This is a genomic window from Bradyrhizobium sp. B039 (assembly GCF_038965675.1).
GTDB classification, from domain to species: domain Bacteria; phylum Pseudomonadota; class Alphaproteobacteria; order Rhizobiales; family Xanthobacteraceae; genus Bradyrhizobium; species Bradyrhizobium diazoefficiens.
This window is the reverse complement of the sequence record NZ_CP152416.1, coordinates 3,772,572-3,790,055: the sequence shown is the minus strand read 5'-3', so window position 1 is coordinate 3,790,055 and position 17,484 is coordinate 3,772,572. Positions and strand designations below refer to the sequence as shown.

General features: G+C 62.9%; 10 protein-coding genes and 1 pseudogene. 3 read left to right on the top strand and 8 right to left on the bottom strand.

Annotation, left to right across the window (positions count from 1 at the left end; translation table 11 throughout):
• Positions 1 to 68: 68 nt before the first annotated feature.
• From AAFG50_RS17480 to aceE, 8 genes and pseudogenes are all read right to left on the bottom strand, one after another.
• Entirely contained in the window at positions 69 to 1,391 is a 1,323-nt protein-coding gene (locus AAFG50_RS17480; RefSeq protein WP_028170817.1) for an NAD(P)/FAD-dependent oxidoreductase, read from the bottom strand.
• 48 nt (positions 1,392 to 1,439) lie between these two features.
• Positions 1,440 to 3,716, bottom strand: coding sequence for an NADP-dependent malic enzyme (locus tag AAFG50_RS17475; RefSeq protein ID WP_028170816.1), 2,277 nt, complete (start codon positions 3,714 to 3,716; stop codon positions 1,440 to 1,442).
• A gap of 69 nt (positions 3,717 to 3,785) precedes the next feature.
• Positions 3,786 to 4,511 carry an acetoacetyl-CoA reductase gene (gene phbB, locus AAFG50_RS17470; protein WP_028170815.1) on the bottom strand — a complete coding sequence of 242 codons (726 nt, stop codon included), beginning with the start codon at positions 4,509 to 4,511 and terminating at the stop codon, positions 3,786 to 3,788.
• Between the two features lie 123 nt (positions 4,512 to 4,634).
• A complete protein-coding gene (locus tag AAFG50_RS17465; protein ID WP_028170814.1) occupies positions 4,635 to 5,807 on the bottom strand; it encodes an acetyl-CoA C-acetyltransferase in 1,173 nt (390 codons plus the stop codon).
• Positions 5,808 to 5,867: 60 nt separating this feature from the next.
• Positions 5,868 to 7,202 carry a dicarboxylate/amino acid:cation symporter gene (locus tag AAFG50_RS17460; protein WP_028170813.1) on the bottom strand — a complete coding sequence of 445 codons (1,335 nt, stop codon included), beginning with the start codon at positions 7,200 to 7,202 and terminating at the stop codon, positions 5,868 to 5,870.
• A gap of 46 nt (positions 7,203 to 7,248) precedes the next feature.
• Positions 7,249 to 8,994, bottom strand: a complete 1,746-nt coding sequence (gene lpdA, locus AAFG50_RS17455; protein WP_028170812.1) for a dihydrolipoyl dehydrogenase — start codon at positions 8,992 to 8,994, stop codon at positions 7,249 to 7,251.
• Between the two features lie 17 nt (positions 8,995 to 9,011).
• A pseudogene (locus AAFG50_RS17450) lies at positions 9,012 to 10,579 on the bottom strand (dihydrolipoyllysine-residue acetyltransferase).
• A 23-nt stretch (positions 10,580 to 10,602) separates the two neighbouring features.
• A complete protein-coding gene (gene aceE, locus AAFG50_RS17445; protein ID WP_028170811.1) occupies positions 10,603 to 13,284 on the bottom strand; it encodes a pyruvate dehydrogenase (acetyl-transferring), homodimeric type in 2,682 nt (893 codons plus the stop codon).
• 1,247 nt (positions 13,285 to 14,531) lie between these two features.
• On the opposite strand from aceE, the gene AAFG50_RS17440 reads away from it, so the two are divergent.
• From AAFG50_RS17440 to AAFG50_RS17430, 3 genes are read left to right on the top strand one after another with little or no spacing between them, the layout of a single operon-like run.
• Positions 14,532 to 15,356 carry a metallophosphoesterase gene (locus AAFG50_RS17440; protein ID WP_028170809.1) on the top strand — a complete coding sequence of 275 codons (825 nt, stop codon included), beginning with the start codon at positions 14,532 to 14,534 and terminating at the stop codon, positions 15,354 to 15,356.
• A gap of 6 nt (positions 15,357 to 15,362) precedes the next feature.
• Positions 15,363 to 16,529 (top strand): ABC transporter ATP-binding protein, encoded by a 1,167-nt coding sequence (locus tag AAFG50_RS17435; protein WP_028170808.1) that lies wholly within the window; start codon positions 15,363 to 15,365, stop codon positions 16,527 to 16,529.
• Positions 16,526 to 17,455: a sugar ABC transporter permease gene (locus AAFG50_RS17430; protein WP_028170807.1), complete on the top strand. Its 930-nt coding sequence runs from the start codon at positions 16,526 to 16,528 to the stop codon at positions 17,453 to 17,455. Before AAFG50_RS17435 ends, AAFG50_RS17430 begins: the two co-directional genes overlap by 4 nt.
• Positions 17,456 to 17,484 lie beyond the last annotated feature (29 nt).

The window sequence follows — 17,484 nt, the reverse complement described above, 5'->3', positions numbered from 1 at the left end:
TCTCCAGGTCAGGCACCGCGCCATGTGCATAACGGCCCACACGACATCCATTCTCTCCGCGACCGCAATCAGTGGAGCTTCACATGCGGTTCGGTCCGCCGCGTGATCAGGCGGGCCAACGTGTCGAGCGCTACCTTCACCGAACCATGCAGGGCGTGCTCGTGCATCTTGTACAGCGACAGGTACATCATCCGCGCGAACAGCCCCTCGAAGACCAGGCTGCCGCCCACCAGCGCCCCCATCATCGAGCCGACCGTGCTGAACTCGCCGAGCGAGACCAGGGATCCGAAGTCACGGTAGCGATAGTCCTTGATTGCCTCGCCCCGCAGATGCCGCGGGATCTGCGAATAAAGGTGGGACGCCTGCTGATGCGCCGCCTGCGCACGCGGCGGCACGTTGCCCCGGTCGCCCCATGAGCAGGCCGAGCAGTCGCCGATCGCAAAGATGTTATCGTCGCGCGTGGCCTGCAACGTCGGCCGTACGACAAGCTGATTAATGCGGTTGGTTTCGAGGCCTGCGATCTCCTTCAGGGAATCGGGCGCCTTCACGCCAGCAGCCCAGACGATCAGTTCGGCGGGAATCGTTCGCCCGTCTGTCAGGCTCACATGGTCGGAGTCGACTACGGAGACCTTGGCACCCACGAGCACATTGACGCCCAACCTGACGAGCAACTTTTCCGTCTCCTTTGAAACCCGTTCGGGCAGCGCGGGAAGTACCCGGTCCGCGGCTTCGATCAGCGTGATTCTGATGTCCTTCTGCGGATCGACCTGATCTAGCCCGTAGGCCACGACTTCTCGCGTCGTCCGGTGCAGCTCCGCCGCAAGCTCGACACCGGTCGCGCCGGCGCCGATGATCGCGACCTTCAACTGGTGTTCCCCAAGTGGCGAGGATTGGGCATGGCCGCGGATACACGCATTGACCATTCGCTCGTGAAAGCGCTTCGCATCTGCCTGCGATTCCAGCTTGATCGCGTGCTCCGCGACGCCCGGCGTGCCAAAATCGTTGTTCTGGCTGCCGACAGCGATGACGAGGACGTCATAGTCAAAGCTCCGCTTCGGCGTCACCTCACGGCCTTCGGCATCGAGATAGGGCGCCACCAGCACCTGACGGCGCTCCCGGTCGATTCCGATCATCTCCCCGATCCGGTAGCGAAAGCCGTGCCAATAGGACTGCGCGAGATAGTCGACCTCGTGGGCCGCGATATCCATGCTTCCGGCGGCGATCTCGTGCAGCTTCGGCTTCCACACATGGGTGCGGTTGCGCTCGATCAGCGTGACCTCGAGCTTGCCCTTGCGGCCGTATTTGTCGCCGAGGCGGGTTGCGAGTTCCAGACCGCCCGCCCCGCCGCCGACGATCACGACCCGGGGTTTTCCCGATTGCGCCTCACTCATGTTGGCCTCGATCGATCGTGTTCACAGTCCGCCCAGCCGGATCTCCAATCAGTCTCTCTCCGACACCGCATCCGCGGCTGCGACAGCGGCCATGTTCACGATGCGGCGGACGGTGGAGGACGGCGTGAGAATGTGCGCCGGCTTTGCCGCGCCAAGCAGAATGCCGCCGACCGTCAGCCCCTGCCCCGCAGCCATCCGCAGCAGATTGTAGGAGATATTGGCGGCGTCGAGATTGGGCATCACCAATACGTTCGCAGGCCCTGCGAAGCCGGACTCCGGAAACTCGTGGTCACGCACCGACTGCGAAAGCGCGGCATCTCCACGCATCTCGCCTTCCACCGCGAGGTCGGGCGAGCGCTCGCGAATGATCGTGCGCGCTTCCCGCATCTTGTGCGCTTCCGGGACCGCGGAGCTTCCGAAGCTCGAATGCGAAAGCAGCGCCACGCGCGGCGTGATGCCGAACCGCTTAACTTCGGCGGCCGCCAGCAACGCGATGTCAGCAACCTGCTCGGCAGTCGGATTGAGATTGCAGTGCGTGTCGCAGATGAACAGCTGATGCTGCGGGAGAATGAGCATCTGCATCACGGCGAGGGTCCGCACATCGTCCCTCGTCCCGATCACGTTCTTGATCGCGGCCAGGTGATCGGCGGTTCGCCCGATCACCCCGCAAAGCATCGCATCGCCGATCCCCCGCTCGAGCAGGATCGAGGCGAGCACGGTCGCGTTGCTCCTTGTCTCCGACAGCGCAAGGGCCGCCGACACGCCGTCGCGCTTCCTGCGCGCATGATAAACATCGGCGCATTTGGAATAGACCTGCGCATCGTGCGGATCGATGATCTCGCAGTCCTGTCCGGGTCTGAGCCGGAGACCGAAGGCCTTGATGTGCTGTTCGATCGTCGCCGGCCGGCCAAGCAGCAGCGGCCTTGCGATCCGCTCGTCGGCGATGACCTGTGCGGCCCGCAGCACACGCTCATCCTCGCCCTCCGCCAGAACAAGGGATTTTCCGCTCCCCTTCGCCACCGAAAAGACCGGCTGCATCGCATTTCCGGACTGATAGACGAAGCGGCTCAGCTTCTGTCGATAAGCGTCCATATCGACGATCGGACGCCTGGCAACACCCGTATCGGCAGCCGCCTTAGCCACCGCCGGCGCAATCATCTCGATGAGACGTGGATCGAACGGCTTTGGAATGAGATAGTTGCGGCCGAAGCGAAGGTCCTCGCCCTTGTAGGCTGTGGCGACCACCTCTGGCACCTCAGCCATGGCCAGGTCCGCCAGCGCGCGCACCGTCGCAAGCTTCATCTCCTCATTGATGGTCGTCGCGCCGCAATCGAGCGCGCCGCGGAAGATGAACGGGAAGCACAGCACATTGTTGATCTGGTTAGGGTAGTCCGAACGTCCCGTGCCGATGATCGCATCGGGGCGGACCGCCAGCGCGTCCTCCGGCATGATCTCCGGAATCGGATTGGCCATCGCGAAGATCAGGGGATCGCGCGCCATCTTCTTGACCATGTCGGGCGTCAGCACCTTGCCGGCCGACAGGCCAAGGAAGATGTCCGCGTCCTGAATGATGTCATCTAACTTGCGCGCCTCCGTCTTCACAGCATAGCGCGCCTTGTTATCGTCCATGCTTTCCGCGCGGCCGGCATACACGACGCCCTTGGCATCGGTCACGATGATCCGCTCGCGGCGCAGTCCAAGGCTCACGATCAGATCGAGGCAGGCGAGCGCCGCAGCGCCAGCGCCGGAGCACACCAGCTTGACGTCGGCGATGTCCTTCTTGACCAGCTTCAGTCCATTGAGGATCGCCGCCGCGGCGATGATCGCAGTGCCGTGCTGGTCGTCGTGAAAGACCGGGATCTTCATCCGCTCGCGGAGCTTCTTCTCGATGTAGAAGCATTCCGGCGCCTTGATGTCCTCCAGGTTGATACCGCCAAAGGTTGGCTCCATCCTGGCGATCGTCTCGACCAGCGCATCAGGATTCTCCTCGGCGAGTTCGATGTCGAAGACATCGATCCCCGCGAATTTCTTGAACAGGCACGCCTTGCCTTCCATGACCGGCTTGCCAGCCAATGCGCCGATATTGCCAAGGCCGAGCACGGCGGTTCCGTTGGTGACGACGGCGACGAGGTTACTGCGCGCCGTCAGCACATCTGCTTGCAACGGATCCTCCGCAATGACCAGGCAGGGCTCCGCCACGCCGGGCGAGTAGGCCAGCGCCAGATCGCGCTGGGTGGCCATCGCCTTGGTCGGCACCACCGAGATCTTTCCCGGCGTCGGCAGGCGATGGTATTCGAGTGCGGCTTCCTTCAGATCCTGGTCCATCGTATCCCTTCGACTTGATTCCCTCGTTCGGGAAGCCGATACGCGGCCTCCCTCTGCTCTCAAGCGGCCTCAGATCATGTGCTGGCCGCCATTCGCCGAGATCGTCGATCCCGTGATGAAGCCGGCATCGTCGGAGGCGAGGAACACGACCGTGCGCGCGATCTCGTGTGGTTCGCCGAGGCGACCGACCGGAATCTGGGGCAGGATGTTCTTGGCTACGATCTCCGGATTGATCGCCTTGACCATCTCGGTCGCGATATAGCCGGGGCAGATCGTGTTGACGGTGATGCCGGCGCGAGCCCCTTCCTGAGCCAGCGCCTTCACGAAGCCGATATCACCTGCCTTGGCGGCGGAATAATTGACCTGGCCCATCTGGCCCTTCTGACCATTGATCGAGGAGATGCAAATCACCCGGCCGAACTTGCGCTCGCGCATGCCTTCCCACACTGGCCGCGTCATATTGAACAGCGAGTTCAAATTGGTGTTGATGACCGCGTACCATTGCTCCGGCGTCATCTTATGGAACATGCCGTCCTTGGTGATGCCGGCATTGTTGACCAGCACGTCCACCGGACCAAGGTCGGCCTCGACCTGTTTGAGACCCGCGGCACAGGCGTCGTAGTTCGAGACGTCCCATTTGTAGACGTTGATGCCGGTCTGGCCCTTGAACTTCGCAGCCGCCTCGTCGTTACCGGCATAGCTCGCGGCTACCTTGTAGCCGGCCGCCTTGAGCGCGATCGAAATCGCCTCGCCGATACCGCGCGTTCCGCCGGTCACCACCGCAACTCTGGACATGATCTCCTCCTGATCCTGGTCGGTTCAATCTCTATTTGCCGGCGCTCGGCCAGCCGTTGTCGTTCGCGGACGGCGTGGTGCCGTCAGCGATTCTCTCCGGTTCCAAAAGCCGGCTTTGCTCGTCTAGCGTTCGACCGTTAGGGCGACACCCATGCCGCCGCCGATGCACAACGTGGCAAGCCCCTTCTTCGCACCCCGCTTCTGCATCTCGAACAGCAGCGTCGTCAGCACGCGGGCGCCGGATGCACCGATCGGATGGCCGATGGCGATGGCGCCGCCGTTCACGTTCACGATCGACGGATCCCAGCCCATGTCCTTGTTGACGGCGATGGCCTGAGCCGCAAAGGCTTCGTTGGCCTCGACGAGGTCGAGATCTTTGACCCTCCAGCCAGCCTTTTCCAGCGCCTTGCGCGAGGCCGGAATCGGCCCCGAACCCATCACCGCCGGATCGACGCCGGCCGTGGCCCACGAGACGATCCTGGCAAGAGGCGCCAGGCCGCGCTTGCTGGCTTCGTCCGCGCTCATCAACACCAGAGCGGCCGCGCCGTCGTTGAGGCCCGAAGCGTTGCCCGCCGTCACCGAACCTTCCTTGTTGAAAGCGGGCTTCAGCTTGGCCAGCGACTCCTGCGTCGTGCCGGGGCGGATATATTCATCCTGGTCGACGACGACGTTGCCCTTCCTGGTCTTGACGGTGACCGGAACGATCTCATCCTTGAACCGGCCGCCCTTCTGCGCATCCTCGGCCTTGTTCTGCGAGCTGGTCGCGAACGCATCCTGCTCCTCGCGGGTAATCTGCCATCTGGCGGCGATGTTCTCCGCCGTGACGCCCATGTGATAGCCGTGGAAGGCGTCCATCAGGCCGTCCTTCAGCATGGAATCGACGAACTTGACGTCGCCCATCTTGGTGCCGCCCCGCATATGCGACAGATGCGGCGCCATCGACATGGACTCCATGCCGCCGGCGACAATGATTTTGGCATCGCCATTGGCGATCTGCTGCAGCCCAAGCGCAACCGACCGCAGGCCCGAGCCACAGAGCTGGTTCATGCCCCACGCCGTCTTCTCCTGCGGAATGCCAGCCGCCATCGCGGCCTGCCGCGCAGGGTTCTGCCCCTCACCACCGGATAGCACCTGCCCCAGGATGACTTCGTCGACATCCTCGGGCGAGACCTTGGCGCGATCCAGGGCGCCTTTGATTGCGACAGCTCCGAGCTCGTGTGCGGACAGCGCGCCGAACGCCCCGTTGAAGGAACCGACTGGCGTCCGCGCCGCGGAGACAATTACCACATCCGTCATGACCAACTCCCTTGATAGCCCTTGATGTCCGGGCGGTGATCGGTTGGCACCATCGTGCCCTTAGCCCGTCGTTACGGCGACCTCGATGTCGGTCGGATCGATGTTGCGATCGAGTGCGACGCGCAGCTTCTCGCGGTCGAGCTCACCCTCCCACCAGGCGACGACGACGCAGGCAACGCCATTGCCGCACAGGTTCGTCAGGGCCCGGCACTCGCTCATGAACTTGTCGATGCCGAGCACGATCGCCATGCCGGGAAGCAACTCGGGCCTGACCGCGGCGAGCGTACCGGCAAGGGTGATGAAGCCCGCGCCCGTGATGCCGGAAGCGCCCTTCGACGTCAGCATCGCAACGACGAGGATCGTCATCTGCTCACCGAACGAGAGATCGACGTTCATCGCTTGGGCGATGAAAAGCGTCGCCAGCGTCATGTAGATGTTGGTTCCGTCGAGATTGAACGAGTAGCCGGTCGGCACGACCAGTCCGACGACGGACTTTGAACAACCGAGAATCTCCAGCTTCTCCATCATCTGCGGAAGAGCGCTTTCCGAGGACGACGTGCCGAGCACGATCAGCAGCTCATCCTTGATGTATTTGAGGAACTTGAAGATCGAGAAGCCAGCGACGCGGGCGATCAGGCCGAGTCCCACGATGACGAAGATCAACGCGGTCAGGTAGAAGGTTGCGATGAGTCCCGCAAGGTTGCCCAGCGCCTGCGGACCGTATCGACCGATGGTATAGGCCATCGCCCCGAACGCACCGATCGGCGCGACCTTGACGATGATCGAGATGACGCCGAACATCGCGTGGGCGACGTCGTCGACAAACGCACGGACCGTGTGAGCTCGCTCGCCGAGGCCCATCAGCGCAAAGCCGAACAATATGGCGAACAGCAGAACCTGGAGGATTTCGCCCTGCGCGAATGCGCCGACGACCGTGTCCGGAATGATGTGCAGCACGAAGTCAACCGACTTCATCTCGCTCGCCTGTTTCGCGTAACCGGCGACGGCCGCAGCGTTCGACTGCCCCTGGAAACCCGCTCCCGGGCGCAGCACGTTGGCGACGATCAGGCCCAACGCCAGAGCAAAGGTCGAAACGACCTCGAAGTAGATCAGCGCCTTGACCGCGACCCGGCCGACCTTCTTCACTTCGGAAATGTGCGCAATGCCGGAGACGACCGTACAGAAGATGATCGGCGCAATGGCCATCTTGATGAGCTTGACGAATCCGTCGCCCATCGCCTTGATCCAGTCGTTCTTGGCGAGATCCGGCCAAAGCCAACCGACAATGACGCCAAGCGCGATCGCCACGAGAACCTGAACATAGAGGATCCGATAGAACGGCTTCTTCTGCGTCGCAGTCGCCGTTGCAGAGGTCGCAGTGATTGTTGCGGACACCGTGTTTCTCCCTGATCTCGCTGTGCCTGCGTATCGGCAGGCGGCGCTATTTTCTCTTCTGCGGCGGCAGATCCGTGCAATGTCCCTCGAACACCTCGGCTGCCATGCCGATGGACTCGCCGAGCGTCGGATGCGGGTGGATGGTCTTGCCGATGTCGGCAGGCTCGCAGCCCATCTCGATTGCAAGACAGATTTCGCTGATGAGATCGCCCGCATGCGTCCCGACGATCCCGCCACCGACGATGCGATGGGTCGTTGTATCGAACAGCAACTTGGTGAACCCCTCGTCGCGACCGTTGGCGATGGCGCGGCCGGAGGCTGCCCAGGGGAAGACGGCCTTGCCGAACTTGATGCCCTCGTCCTTGCATTGCTCTTCCGTCCTGCCGGCCCAGGCGACTTCAGGATCGGTATAGGCGACGGACGGAATCTGCCGCGCGTCAAAATAGGACTTCTCGCCATGGGCGACTTCGGCAGCCACATGGCCTTCATGCACGGCCTTGTGCGCCAGCATCGGCTGGCCCACGATGTCGCCGATCGCAAAGATGTGCGGCACATTGGTGTGCATCTGCTTGTCGACGTCGATGAAGCCGCGATCGGTCACCGCGACACCAGCTTTCTCGGCGCCGATCTTCTTGCCGTTCGGGCTTCGGCCGACGGCTACCAGAACGAGGTCATAGACCTGCGGCTCGGCGGGCGCCTGCTCGCACTCAAATCGCACCTCGATCCCGGCCTCGGTCGCCTTCGCGCCGACGGTTTTGGTCTTCAGCATCGCCTTGTCGAAACGCTTCGCGTTCATCTTCTCCCAGACCTTGACCAGGTCACGGTCGGCGCCCTGCATCAGGCCGTCGAGCATTTCGACCACGTCGATGCGCGCACCAAGCGCCGAATAGACCGTCGCCATCTCGAGCCCGATGATGCCGCCGCCGATCACCAGCATGCGCTTCGGGATCGACTTCAGCAGCAATGCGCCCGTCGAGTCGACGATGCGCGGATCCTCGGGCAGGAACGGCAGCTTCACCGCCTGGCTGCCAGCAGCGATGATCGCCTTGGCGAACTTGATCGTCTTCTTGCCGCCCGCAGTGACCACTTCAAGATGATGCGGATCGAGGAAGGCACCGACGCCGGTCACCACCTCGACCTTGCGCGCCTTGGCCATCCCGGCGAGACCACCGGTCAGCTTCTTGATCACGCCGTCCTTGAACCCGCGCAGCTTGTCGAGGTCGATCTGCGGCGCACCGAACGAGATTCCGTGGTCCGGGAGATGCTTGACCTCATCGACGACGGACGCCGTATGCAGCAACGCCTTGCTTGGAATGCAGCCGACATTGAGACAGACGCCGCCGAGCGTATCGTAACGCTCAACCAGCACGGTCTTCATGCCGAGATCGGCGGCGCGGAAAGCGGCCGAATAGCCGCCGGGACCGGCGCCGAGCACCAGCATCTCGCATTCGATATCCGCCTTGCCGGAATGAGATGCCGGGACAGGCGCAGCTGCGGACGACGTAGCGGCAGGCTTTGACGCCGGCGCAGGCGGCGGAGCGGCCGCGGCCCCCGCAGTCTCCAGCACGAGGATGATCGAGCCTTCACTGACCTTGTCGCCAACCCTGACTTTGACCTCCTTGACGATTCCGGCATGCGAGGACGGGATCTCCATCGACGCCTTGTCGGACTCGACCATGATGAGGCTGGTGTCGACCGCCACGGTCTCGCCGGGCTTCACCATGACCTCGATCACTGCGACGTCCTTGAAGTCGCCGATGTCAGGAACCTTCACTTCGATCTGCTGAGCCATGCTGCTCTCCCCCGAACTCAGAACAGCACCCGCCGCAAATCGGCGAGCACGCTGGCGAAGTAGACGTTGAAGCGGGCGGCGGCCGCGCCGTCGATGACCCGGTGATCCCAGGACAGCGACAACGGCAAGGTCAGGCGCGAGGCCCAAGTCTTGCCGTCAGGCGAATGCCGCTTCCAGTATCCCTTGCATACGCCCATGATCGCGACTTCCGGCGCGTTGATGATCGGCGTGAAGTAGATGCCGCCGATGCCGCCGAGCGACGAGATCGAGAAAGTGCCCCCTTGCATCTGGTCCGGCTTGATCTTGCCCTCGCGCGCAAGCTTGGCGAGCGCGTTCATCTCGTTGGCGATCTCCGGCAACGACTTCTTGTCGGCATCGCGGATGACAGGCACCATCAGTCCGTTCGGCGTGTCCGCTGCAAAGCCGATGTGCCAGTAATTCTTGTAGACCAGGGTGTCGCCGTCGAGGCTGGCGTTGAACTCCGGAAACTTTTTCAACGCCGCAACGGCCGCTTTCACCATGAACGGCAGCAGCGAGAGCTTGACGCCGCTCTTCTCCAGCTCCTTGTTCATCTTGACCCGGAACTGCTCGAGTTCGGTGATGTCGGCCTCGTCATGAGTTGTGACGTGCGGAATGACGACCCAGTTGCGATGCAGATTGGCTGCCGAGATCTTCTTGATGCGGCCGAGCTCCTTGCGCTCGACTGGCCCGAACTTCGCGAAATCGATCTTGGGCCAGGGCAGAAGATCGATGCCGCCGACACCGCCTCCGCTCGCCGCCGCAGCCTGCGGCTTGGCGGCGGGCGCACCACCCTTGGCAGAGGCCTCGACGTCCTCACGCACAATCCGGCCGTGATTGCCCGAGCCCTTGATCTTGCCGAGATCGACGCCCATCTCGCGCGCCAACTTGCGCACCGCCGGACCGGCATAGGCCAGCGCGAAGGCTTGTTCGTCGACCCCTGCGGCTTGCACCGCCAAAGCCGCGGCTGTCGCCTGTGATGCGGGTGCCAGTGCGGGCGCGGCAGCGTTCGCCGCAGCGGATGCGTCACCGGTCGCTAGCACGAGGATAATCGCGCCCTCGCTGACCTTGTCACCCGTCTTCACCTTGATCTCGCGCACCGTACCCGAGAGCGGAGCCGGCACTTCCATCGTTGCCTTGTCCGATTCGAGCGCAATCAGCGGATCCTCCGCCTTGACGCTATCGCCGGGCTTCACGAAGATCTCGATGACCGGCACGTCCTTGAAGTCACCAATGTCGGGGACGCGTACCTCGGCCACACCGGCCGGCGCGCTGACCGGCGACGGCGGCGCACTGACGACCGGGCGCGTTTCGGCCTGCTCGGCGCCCGCGCCCTCGAATTGCACGATCACCGCACCTTCGCTTACCTTGTCGCCAACCTTGACGACCACGGACTTCACCACGCCATCGCGCGGTGACGGCACTTCCTGGTCGCCTTGTCGGACTCGAGCGCGACCAGCGGGTCCTCGGCCTTTACCTTGTCGCCCGGCTTGACGAAGACCTCGATCACCGGGACGTCCTTGAAGTCGCCGATATCGGGAACCTTGATGTCGATCAGCCCACTCATTGCTCTGCCCTCGGCTCCCAGCCTCACACGGTCCACGGCGCAGCGCGCCCGGCATCGATTTGATATTTGGCGATGGCCTCGGCCACGACCGCGGGCTTGATCGCTCCCTCATCGGCGAGCGCCTTGAGGGCGGCGACCGCGACGTAGTGCCGGTCGACCTCGAAGAATTTGCGCAGCTTCACGCGATAGTCGCTACGGCCGAACCCGTCGGTGCCGAGCACGACGTAGCGGCGCCCCGCCGCCTGTACATATTCCCGGATCTGGTCGGGGTAGTTGCGCATATAGTCGGTGGACGCCACGACCGGCCCCGGATATCCCTTGAGCTGCGATTCAACCCAGCTCTCGCGACGTGGCTCGGTCGGATGCAGCAGGTTCCAGCGCTCCGCCGCCATGCCATCGCGGCGCAGCTCGTTGAAGCTGGTTGCGCTCCAGACGTCCGCGGCGACGCCGAAGTCTGCCTTGAGCAGATCGGCGGCCGCGATCACCTCGCGCAGGATCGTGCCCGACCCGACTAGCTGAACGCGGAGGCCCTTCTTCGCGGTCTCGCCTCCGTTTTTCAGGAGATAGAGTCCCTTGAGAATCCCCTCCTCCGCCCCTTCGCCTGCATCGGCCAGCGCTGGATGCGGATAGTTCTCGTTCATCAGAGTGAGGTAGTAGTAGACGTCCTCCTGCGCCTCATACATGCGGCGCATGCCTTCGCGCACGATGGTCACGACTTCATAGGCGAAAGTCGGATCGTAGGAGATGCAGTTCGGGATCGTGGCCGCGAGCACGTGGCTGTGGCCGTCCTCGTGCTGCAAGCCTTCGCCGTTTAGCGTAGTTCGGCCGGCCGTGCCGCCGAGCAAGAAGCCGCGTGCCCGCATGTCGCCTGCGAGCCAGGCGAGATCGCCGACACGCTGCAGGCCAAACATCGAGTAGTAGATGTAGAACGGGATCATCGGCACGTTGTTCGTCGAGTAAGACGTTGCCGCGACAATCCAACTCGACATCGCACCGCCTTCGTTGATGCCCTCCTGGAATACCTGCCCGCTCTTGTCTTCGCGGTAGTACATCAGCTGGTCGGCATCCTGCGGCCTGTAGAGCTGGCCGACTGACGAATAGATGCCGAGTTGCCGGAACATGCCCTCCATGCCAAAGGTGCGAGATTCGTCCGGCACGATCGGCACGATGTGCTTGCCGATCACCTTGTCGCGCACAAGGGTGCCGAGCAACTGCACGAAGGCCATCGTCGTCGAGATCTCGCGGTCGCCGGTATTTTCGAGCAAGCGCTGGAACGTCGAGAGCGGTGGAATTTGCAAGGACGCGGATTTCCGCCGGCGTTGCGGCAGGTAGCCGCCGAGCTTTTCGCGCTGTGCCCGGAAATACTTCATTTCCGGGCTATCCTCCGGCAGCCGGAGGAAAGGCACCTTGGCCAGGTCCGCGTCGGCGACCGGCACCTGGAAGCGATCACGAAAGCCACGCAGCGCGTCCTGCGTCATCTTCTTCGCCTGATGGGCGATCATCTGGCCTTCGCCGGATTCGCCCATGCCGTACCCCTTGACGGTTTTCGGCAGAATGACCGTTGGCTGGCCCTTGTGGTTCACGGCCGCGGTGTAGGCGGCGAAGACCTTCTCGGGATCATGGCCGCCGCGCGCGAGTTGCCAGATCTCGTCGTCGCTCATATCAGATACGAGCTGCTTCGTTTCCTCGTACTTGCCGAAGAAGTGTTCACGAATGTAGGCGCCGCTCTTGCTCTTGAAGTCCTGGTATTCGCCGTCGACGCATTCTTCCATGAGCCTGAGCAGCAGCCCGCTCTTGTCCTTTTCCAGCAGGCGGTCCCACCCCGAGCCCCATAGCACCTTGATGACGTTCCAGCCCGCACCGCGGAATACGCTTTCAAGCTCCTGAACGATCTTGCCGTTGCCCCGAACGGGTCCATCGAGCCGCTGCAGGTTGCAGTTGATGACGAAGATCAGATTGTCGAGGTTCTCGCGGCCGGCGAGCGAGATGGCGCCGAGCGATTCCGGCTCGTCGGTTTCGCCGTCGCCCATGAACGCCCAGACCTTGCGGTTGGACGTCTCGGCCAGCTTGCGGTTCTCGAGATATTTCAGGAACCGCGCCTGATAGATCGCCATCAGCGGCCCGAGGCCCATCGACACCGTCGGGAACTGCCAGAAATCCGGCATCAGCCACGGATGCGGATAGCTCGACAAACCCTTGCCGCTCGTCTCCTGCCGGAAGCTGAGAAGCTGCTCCTCGCTCAATCGCCCCTCGAGAAAGGCGCGCGCATAAATGCCGGGCGAACAGTGTCCCTGAACGAAAATCAGATCGCCGCCATGGGCATCGGTCGGCGCGTGCCAGAAATGGCCGAAGCCGATGTCGTAGAGCGTCGCAGCGGACTGGAAGCTCGCGATATGGCCGCCGAGCTCCGAGCTTTCCTTGTTGGCGCGCAGAATAATCGCCAGCGCATTCCAGCGGATGATGGAGCGAAGCTTGTGCTCGATCGCCCGATCGCCTGGCAGCGCCGGTTGCTGCTCCGGCGGGATTGTATTGCTATAAGGCGTCGTCAACGACTGCTCGATCTGGAGGCCGCTACGTCGCGCCGCATCCAGCATCGCATTGACGACGAACCCGGCGCGTTCATTGCCGCGGTGCCCGCGGACCGCCGACAGGGCATCAAGCCATTCCCGGGTTTCCTGCGGGTCCTGATCGTGAGCGTCCGCGATCGTCATTACCTTCTCCATTGCATGCCAAGCCGAAGTCGAGCGCCAACACTCATTGCGGTCCGCATTCATGCGAACGCGCGCAATGCCGAACGGGCGATATCCCGGTCGCTTAGGTCGTGAGTTGAACGTTGGCTGGCATCTGAGCGTCCCCTCGCGTGGCTTGTTTTAGAGCTGTCGCTTCTTTTGACAGGTTATTAAGCAGCATTCGTGCCAGCCCACGGAAGAATACGGCCTTCCCAGCGATGCCTTTCAGTTTGCTTGGTTTTGCCGGATAGATCATTGCTCCCGCGAGGGCATCCGGGCGGAATCCGTCTGAAGCTCCGGAAAACCGGCCAGGGCAACCACCCGAAATATCGGATCGCCCCGACAGAAGGGTTCGCGATGCCGCCACCCGACCGGCCCGCTGAGACTGAAGCATCCGCGCAAGGGTGCGCCCGGTCACCCGAGTGAGCGCGATTACAAAGCGGCACGCGCATATCTTTGCCCCGTAAGCGCTTCCTGTTCAGCCGAAATGAAAACCGCGGCGGGGCAAGAGAGAAGCAACGCCGGTCAGGAATGAGCTAATGACAAGAGCCTAGGAGCGGCCTCAGCAAAGATGGTCCAGCAGCTCAATTCCGTGTGAGGCGGCCGGATCATTTTGAGTGAGCTGACAAGCGGGCCGATTTGCGCGCCGCGCAGCGAGAAGGCGCCGTAACGGGCATTCGGACCACTCATTGGCGCGACCAAACCGAGCTTGACGGTGCCTTCCTCGGTCCGCTCGAAGGCACCGGAGGAGATGGCCTGAAGCCCAATCAGAGCGTTCCGATGCAAAATCCTCGTCGGCTCAACTCGATCGTCATTTGCCCGCTCCGTTGCTACAATGATGCTTCTGATCGCGTCGTAAGCAAATGCCGACTTTCTTCTTCTGCATCAATCCGAGCGAGACCTCGCCGATCGTCAGGATGCGCGGCTCGGACATCATAGCCCGCCGATCGTGACAATCTGCTGCTCGCGCCCTGGTGATCTACGTCCTTCAGACTCCGGCCTTGAAATTACATTTGTCTCCATTGGAGATCATATGTATAATTATCGAACGCATCCAAGCCGTTTAGCGGCGTCAAGGGACGGGAGAGCGCCAGAAACCTCACGTCAAGCGACTGCGATGACTATCCCAACCTCGCGCAGCGAGAAGTAAGGCGTTTGATTCGAGCGAGAGACCGCTGCGCGCCCAACGCACGGCATGACACGCGACCTAAAGCAGAGGCGTCATGGTCCGAGTTATTCAGATTTCCGATACGCATCTCAGCCCGAGCAAGCAGCACTTCGAGGCAAACTGGGGGCCGCTTGCCCGTTGGATTGGGCAGCATAAGCCAGATCTCGTCATACATACCGGCGACGTGACGGTCGACGGGGCCGATCAAGAGACCGACGCGGCATATTGCGCGGCTCAACTGGCCTCGCTCGGCGTCCCTGTCGTGGCAGTTCCGGGAAATCATGACGTCGGCGAGGTCGGCAATCCGCATCAGCCGGTAAATAGCGAGCGGCTCGATCGCTTTCGCCGCCACTTCGGTGACGACCGCTGGCTACGCGATGCGGACGGTTGGCGCCTGATCGGCCTCAATTCGATGATCTTCGGCGGCGGCTCCGAAGACGCGCGGCAGACCGAATGGCTCGAGGCCGCGATGGCCGATGCTGCGGGGCGTCGCCTTGCCTGGTTCACGCACCGGCCGCTGTTCATCGAGTCACCGACCGAGGCCGACACCGGTTACTGGTCGGTCAAGCCGGAGCCGCGCCGCGCCCTTCTCGATCTGCTGCAACGCTACCGGGTGGAGATCGTGGCCTGCGGCCATCTGCATCGCTGGCACGAGATCCGGCTGAACGGCACGCACTACGTCTGGGGGCCGGCGGCCGGCTTTCTGGTCGGTCAGAAACTGGCGCCGCCGATGGGCGGCGCTGCACGGCTCGGGGCGGTGGTCTACGACATCGACGGCGAAAATATCGACGTGAGCATTCGTCCGGTGCCCGGCCTCACCGATTACTGGATCGACGACGTCGTGCACGAAGTCTATCCGCCGCGCGAAGCTGAGGCGTGATCTGCGATGGCCGGCCTCACATTGCGCGGAATCCATAAGGCTTTCGGCGACACATCCGTCCTCAACGACATCGACCTCGATATTGCGGACGGCGAGTTTCTGACGCTGGTTGGCCCCTCCGGATGTGGCAAGTCGACGCTCCTGCGCATCATCGCCGGCCTCGAATCTCAGGACCGCGGCTCGGTGTCGATCGGAGGGACTTCGGTGGACCATATGCGGCCTCACGAGCGCAGAATCGCCATGGTGTTCCAGAATTACGCGCTCTATCCCCACATGTCGGTGTTCGACAACATAGCACTGCCGCTCACCATGACGCGCCTCAACCTGTTCGAGCGCCTGCCCTTGATGCGTCATTTGTCGCCTCGCCGCAGGCGCGTCATGGGCGAGATCGCGCGTGAGGTGCGAGCCGTCGCCGAGCAGCTTCGCATCGAAGCTTTCTTTCACCGCCGCCCCGGACAGCTTTCGGGCGGCCAACGGCAGCGCGTCGCGCTCGGCCGCGCAATGGTGCGTCATCCGCAGGCTTTCCTGATGGACGAGCCCTTGTCGAACCTCGACGCCAAGCTGCGCGTGCACATGCGCGGCGAGCTGACCGAGCTGCACGCGCGTCTCGGCGTCACGATGATCTACGTGACACACGACCAGATCGAGGCGATGACGATGTCCGATCGCCTCGCCGTGATGGATCACGGCGACATACTCCAGCTCGGCACCCCCGCCGATGTCTATGAACGGCCAGCTACGATCGCGGTCGCGCAGTTCATTGGCAGTCCTGCGATTAATCTATTTCCGGCCCGCGTGGGGCCCAGCGGCCAGGTCGAGCTGCTCGGCCGGACGCTGCCGATCGATGTTCGCAACGCGCCGGCGCCGGAACTGACGGTCGGCGTGCGCCCGGAAGCGATGCGGATCGGAAGCGGACCGTGCGTCGTCACGTGCAGATTCCGGCGCCGCGAAAATCTCGGCTCGGAAAGCATCCTTCACTTCGACCTCGTGGCCTCTCCGGAGGTCGCGGTGCTTTGCCGGGTCGACAACGACATGCCGATACCCGAGGGCGAGGCCACGCTCGCCTTTGAGCCGCGGGATTGTCACGTATTCGACCACAACGGCCAGCGCATCGAGGTGGAAAGCCGTACGGCGGCCAGCCGCGATGTGCGCCGCGCGAGCGAGGTCCGATGACCACGGTCGCGGCTCAAATCACTCCGCTCGACGCGGCGCCGCCGGCCAGCCGCCAGCGATGGATCGAGCGGTTCGCGGGCCTCGGTTTTTCCGCTCCGGCCTTCATCCTGCTGGTCCTCACGAATCTGGCGCCGCTGGCTGCACTCGCCTTCCTGAGTTTCACCAACTACGAGTTGGGCGCGCTCGATTTCTCGTTCGTCGGCCTCAAGAACTTCAGCGCGGCGCTGCAGGATCCCGTGATTCGGCGCTCGGTGACTAACACGCTGCTCTACGTGGCGATTGTCGTGCCGGGTGGCGTCCTGATCTCGCTGCTCATCGCAATCCTGATCCACCAGCGCAAGCGCACGCGCAGCCTCTATGAGGTTATTTACTTCCTTCCTGTCACCTCGACGCTCATCGCGATGGCCACGATGTGGCAGTTCCTGCTGCACCCGACCCTGGGGCTGATCAATCACACTCTCAAGGGGCTGGGTTTCGCCGAGACAGCTTTCCTGAGCGAGCCGCGCCTCGTCATCCCGACGCTCGCCGCGATCGGCATCTGGCAGCTCGTCGGCTTCAACATGGTGCTGTTCCTTGCCGGCCTCTCGGCGATTCCCCGCGATCTTTATGAGGCCGTCGATATTGACGGCGCAAGCCATCCCATCGACCGCTTCCTGAAGGTGACGTGGCCGATGCTCGGTCCGACGACGATGTTCGTGACCGTGACGACCTTCATCACCGCGTTCAAGATCTTCGACACGGTTGCGGTGATGACGCGTGGCGGCCCCGGAGGCGCATCCGAGGTGCTCCTGTATGCCATCTATCTGGAGGGATTTCAGTACTTTCACATGAGCTATGCGGCGACGCTCACACTCGTCTTCCTGGCGTTTACGCTGGTGTTCTCGGTGCTGCAAACCTTCATCCTTGATCGACGGGTGCATTATTGACGCGTACATCGGCCACGATCGCCCGTCCG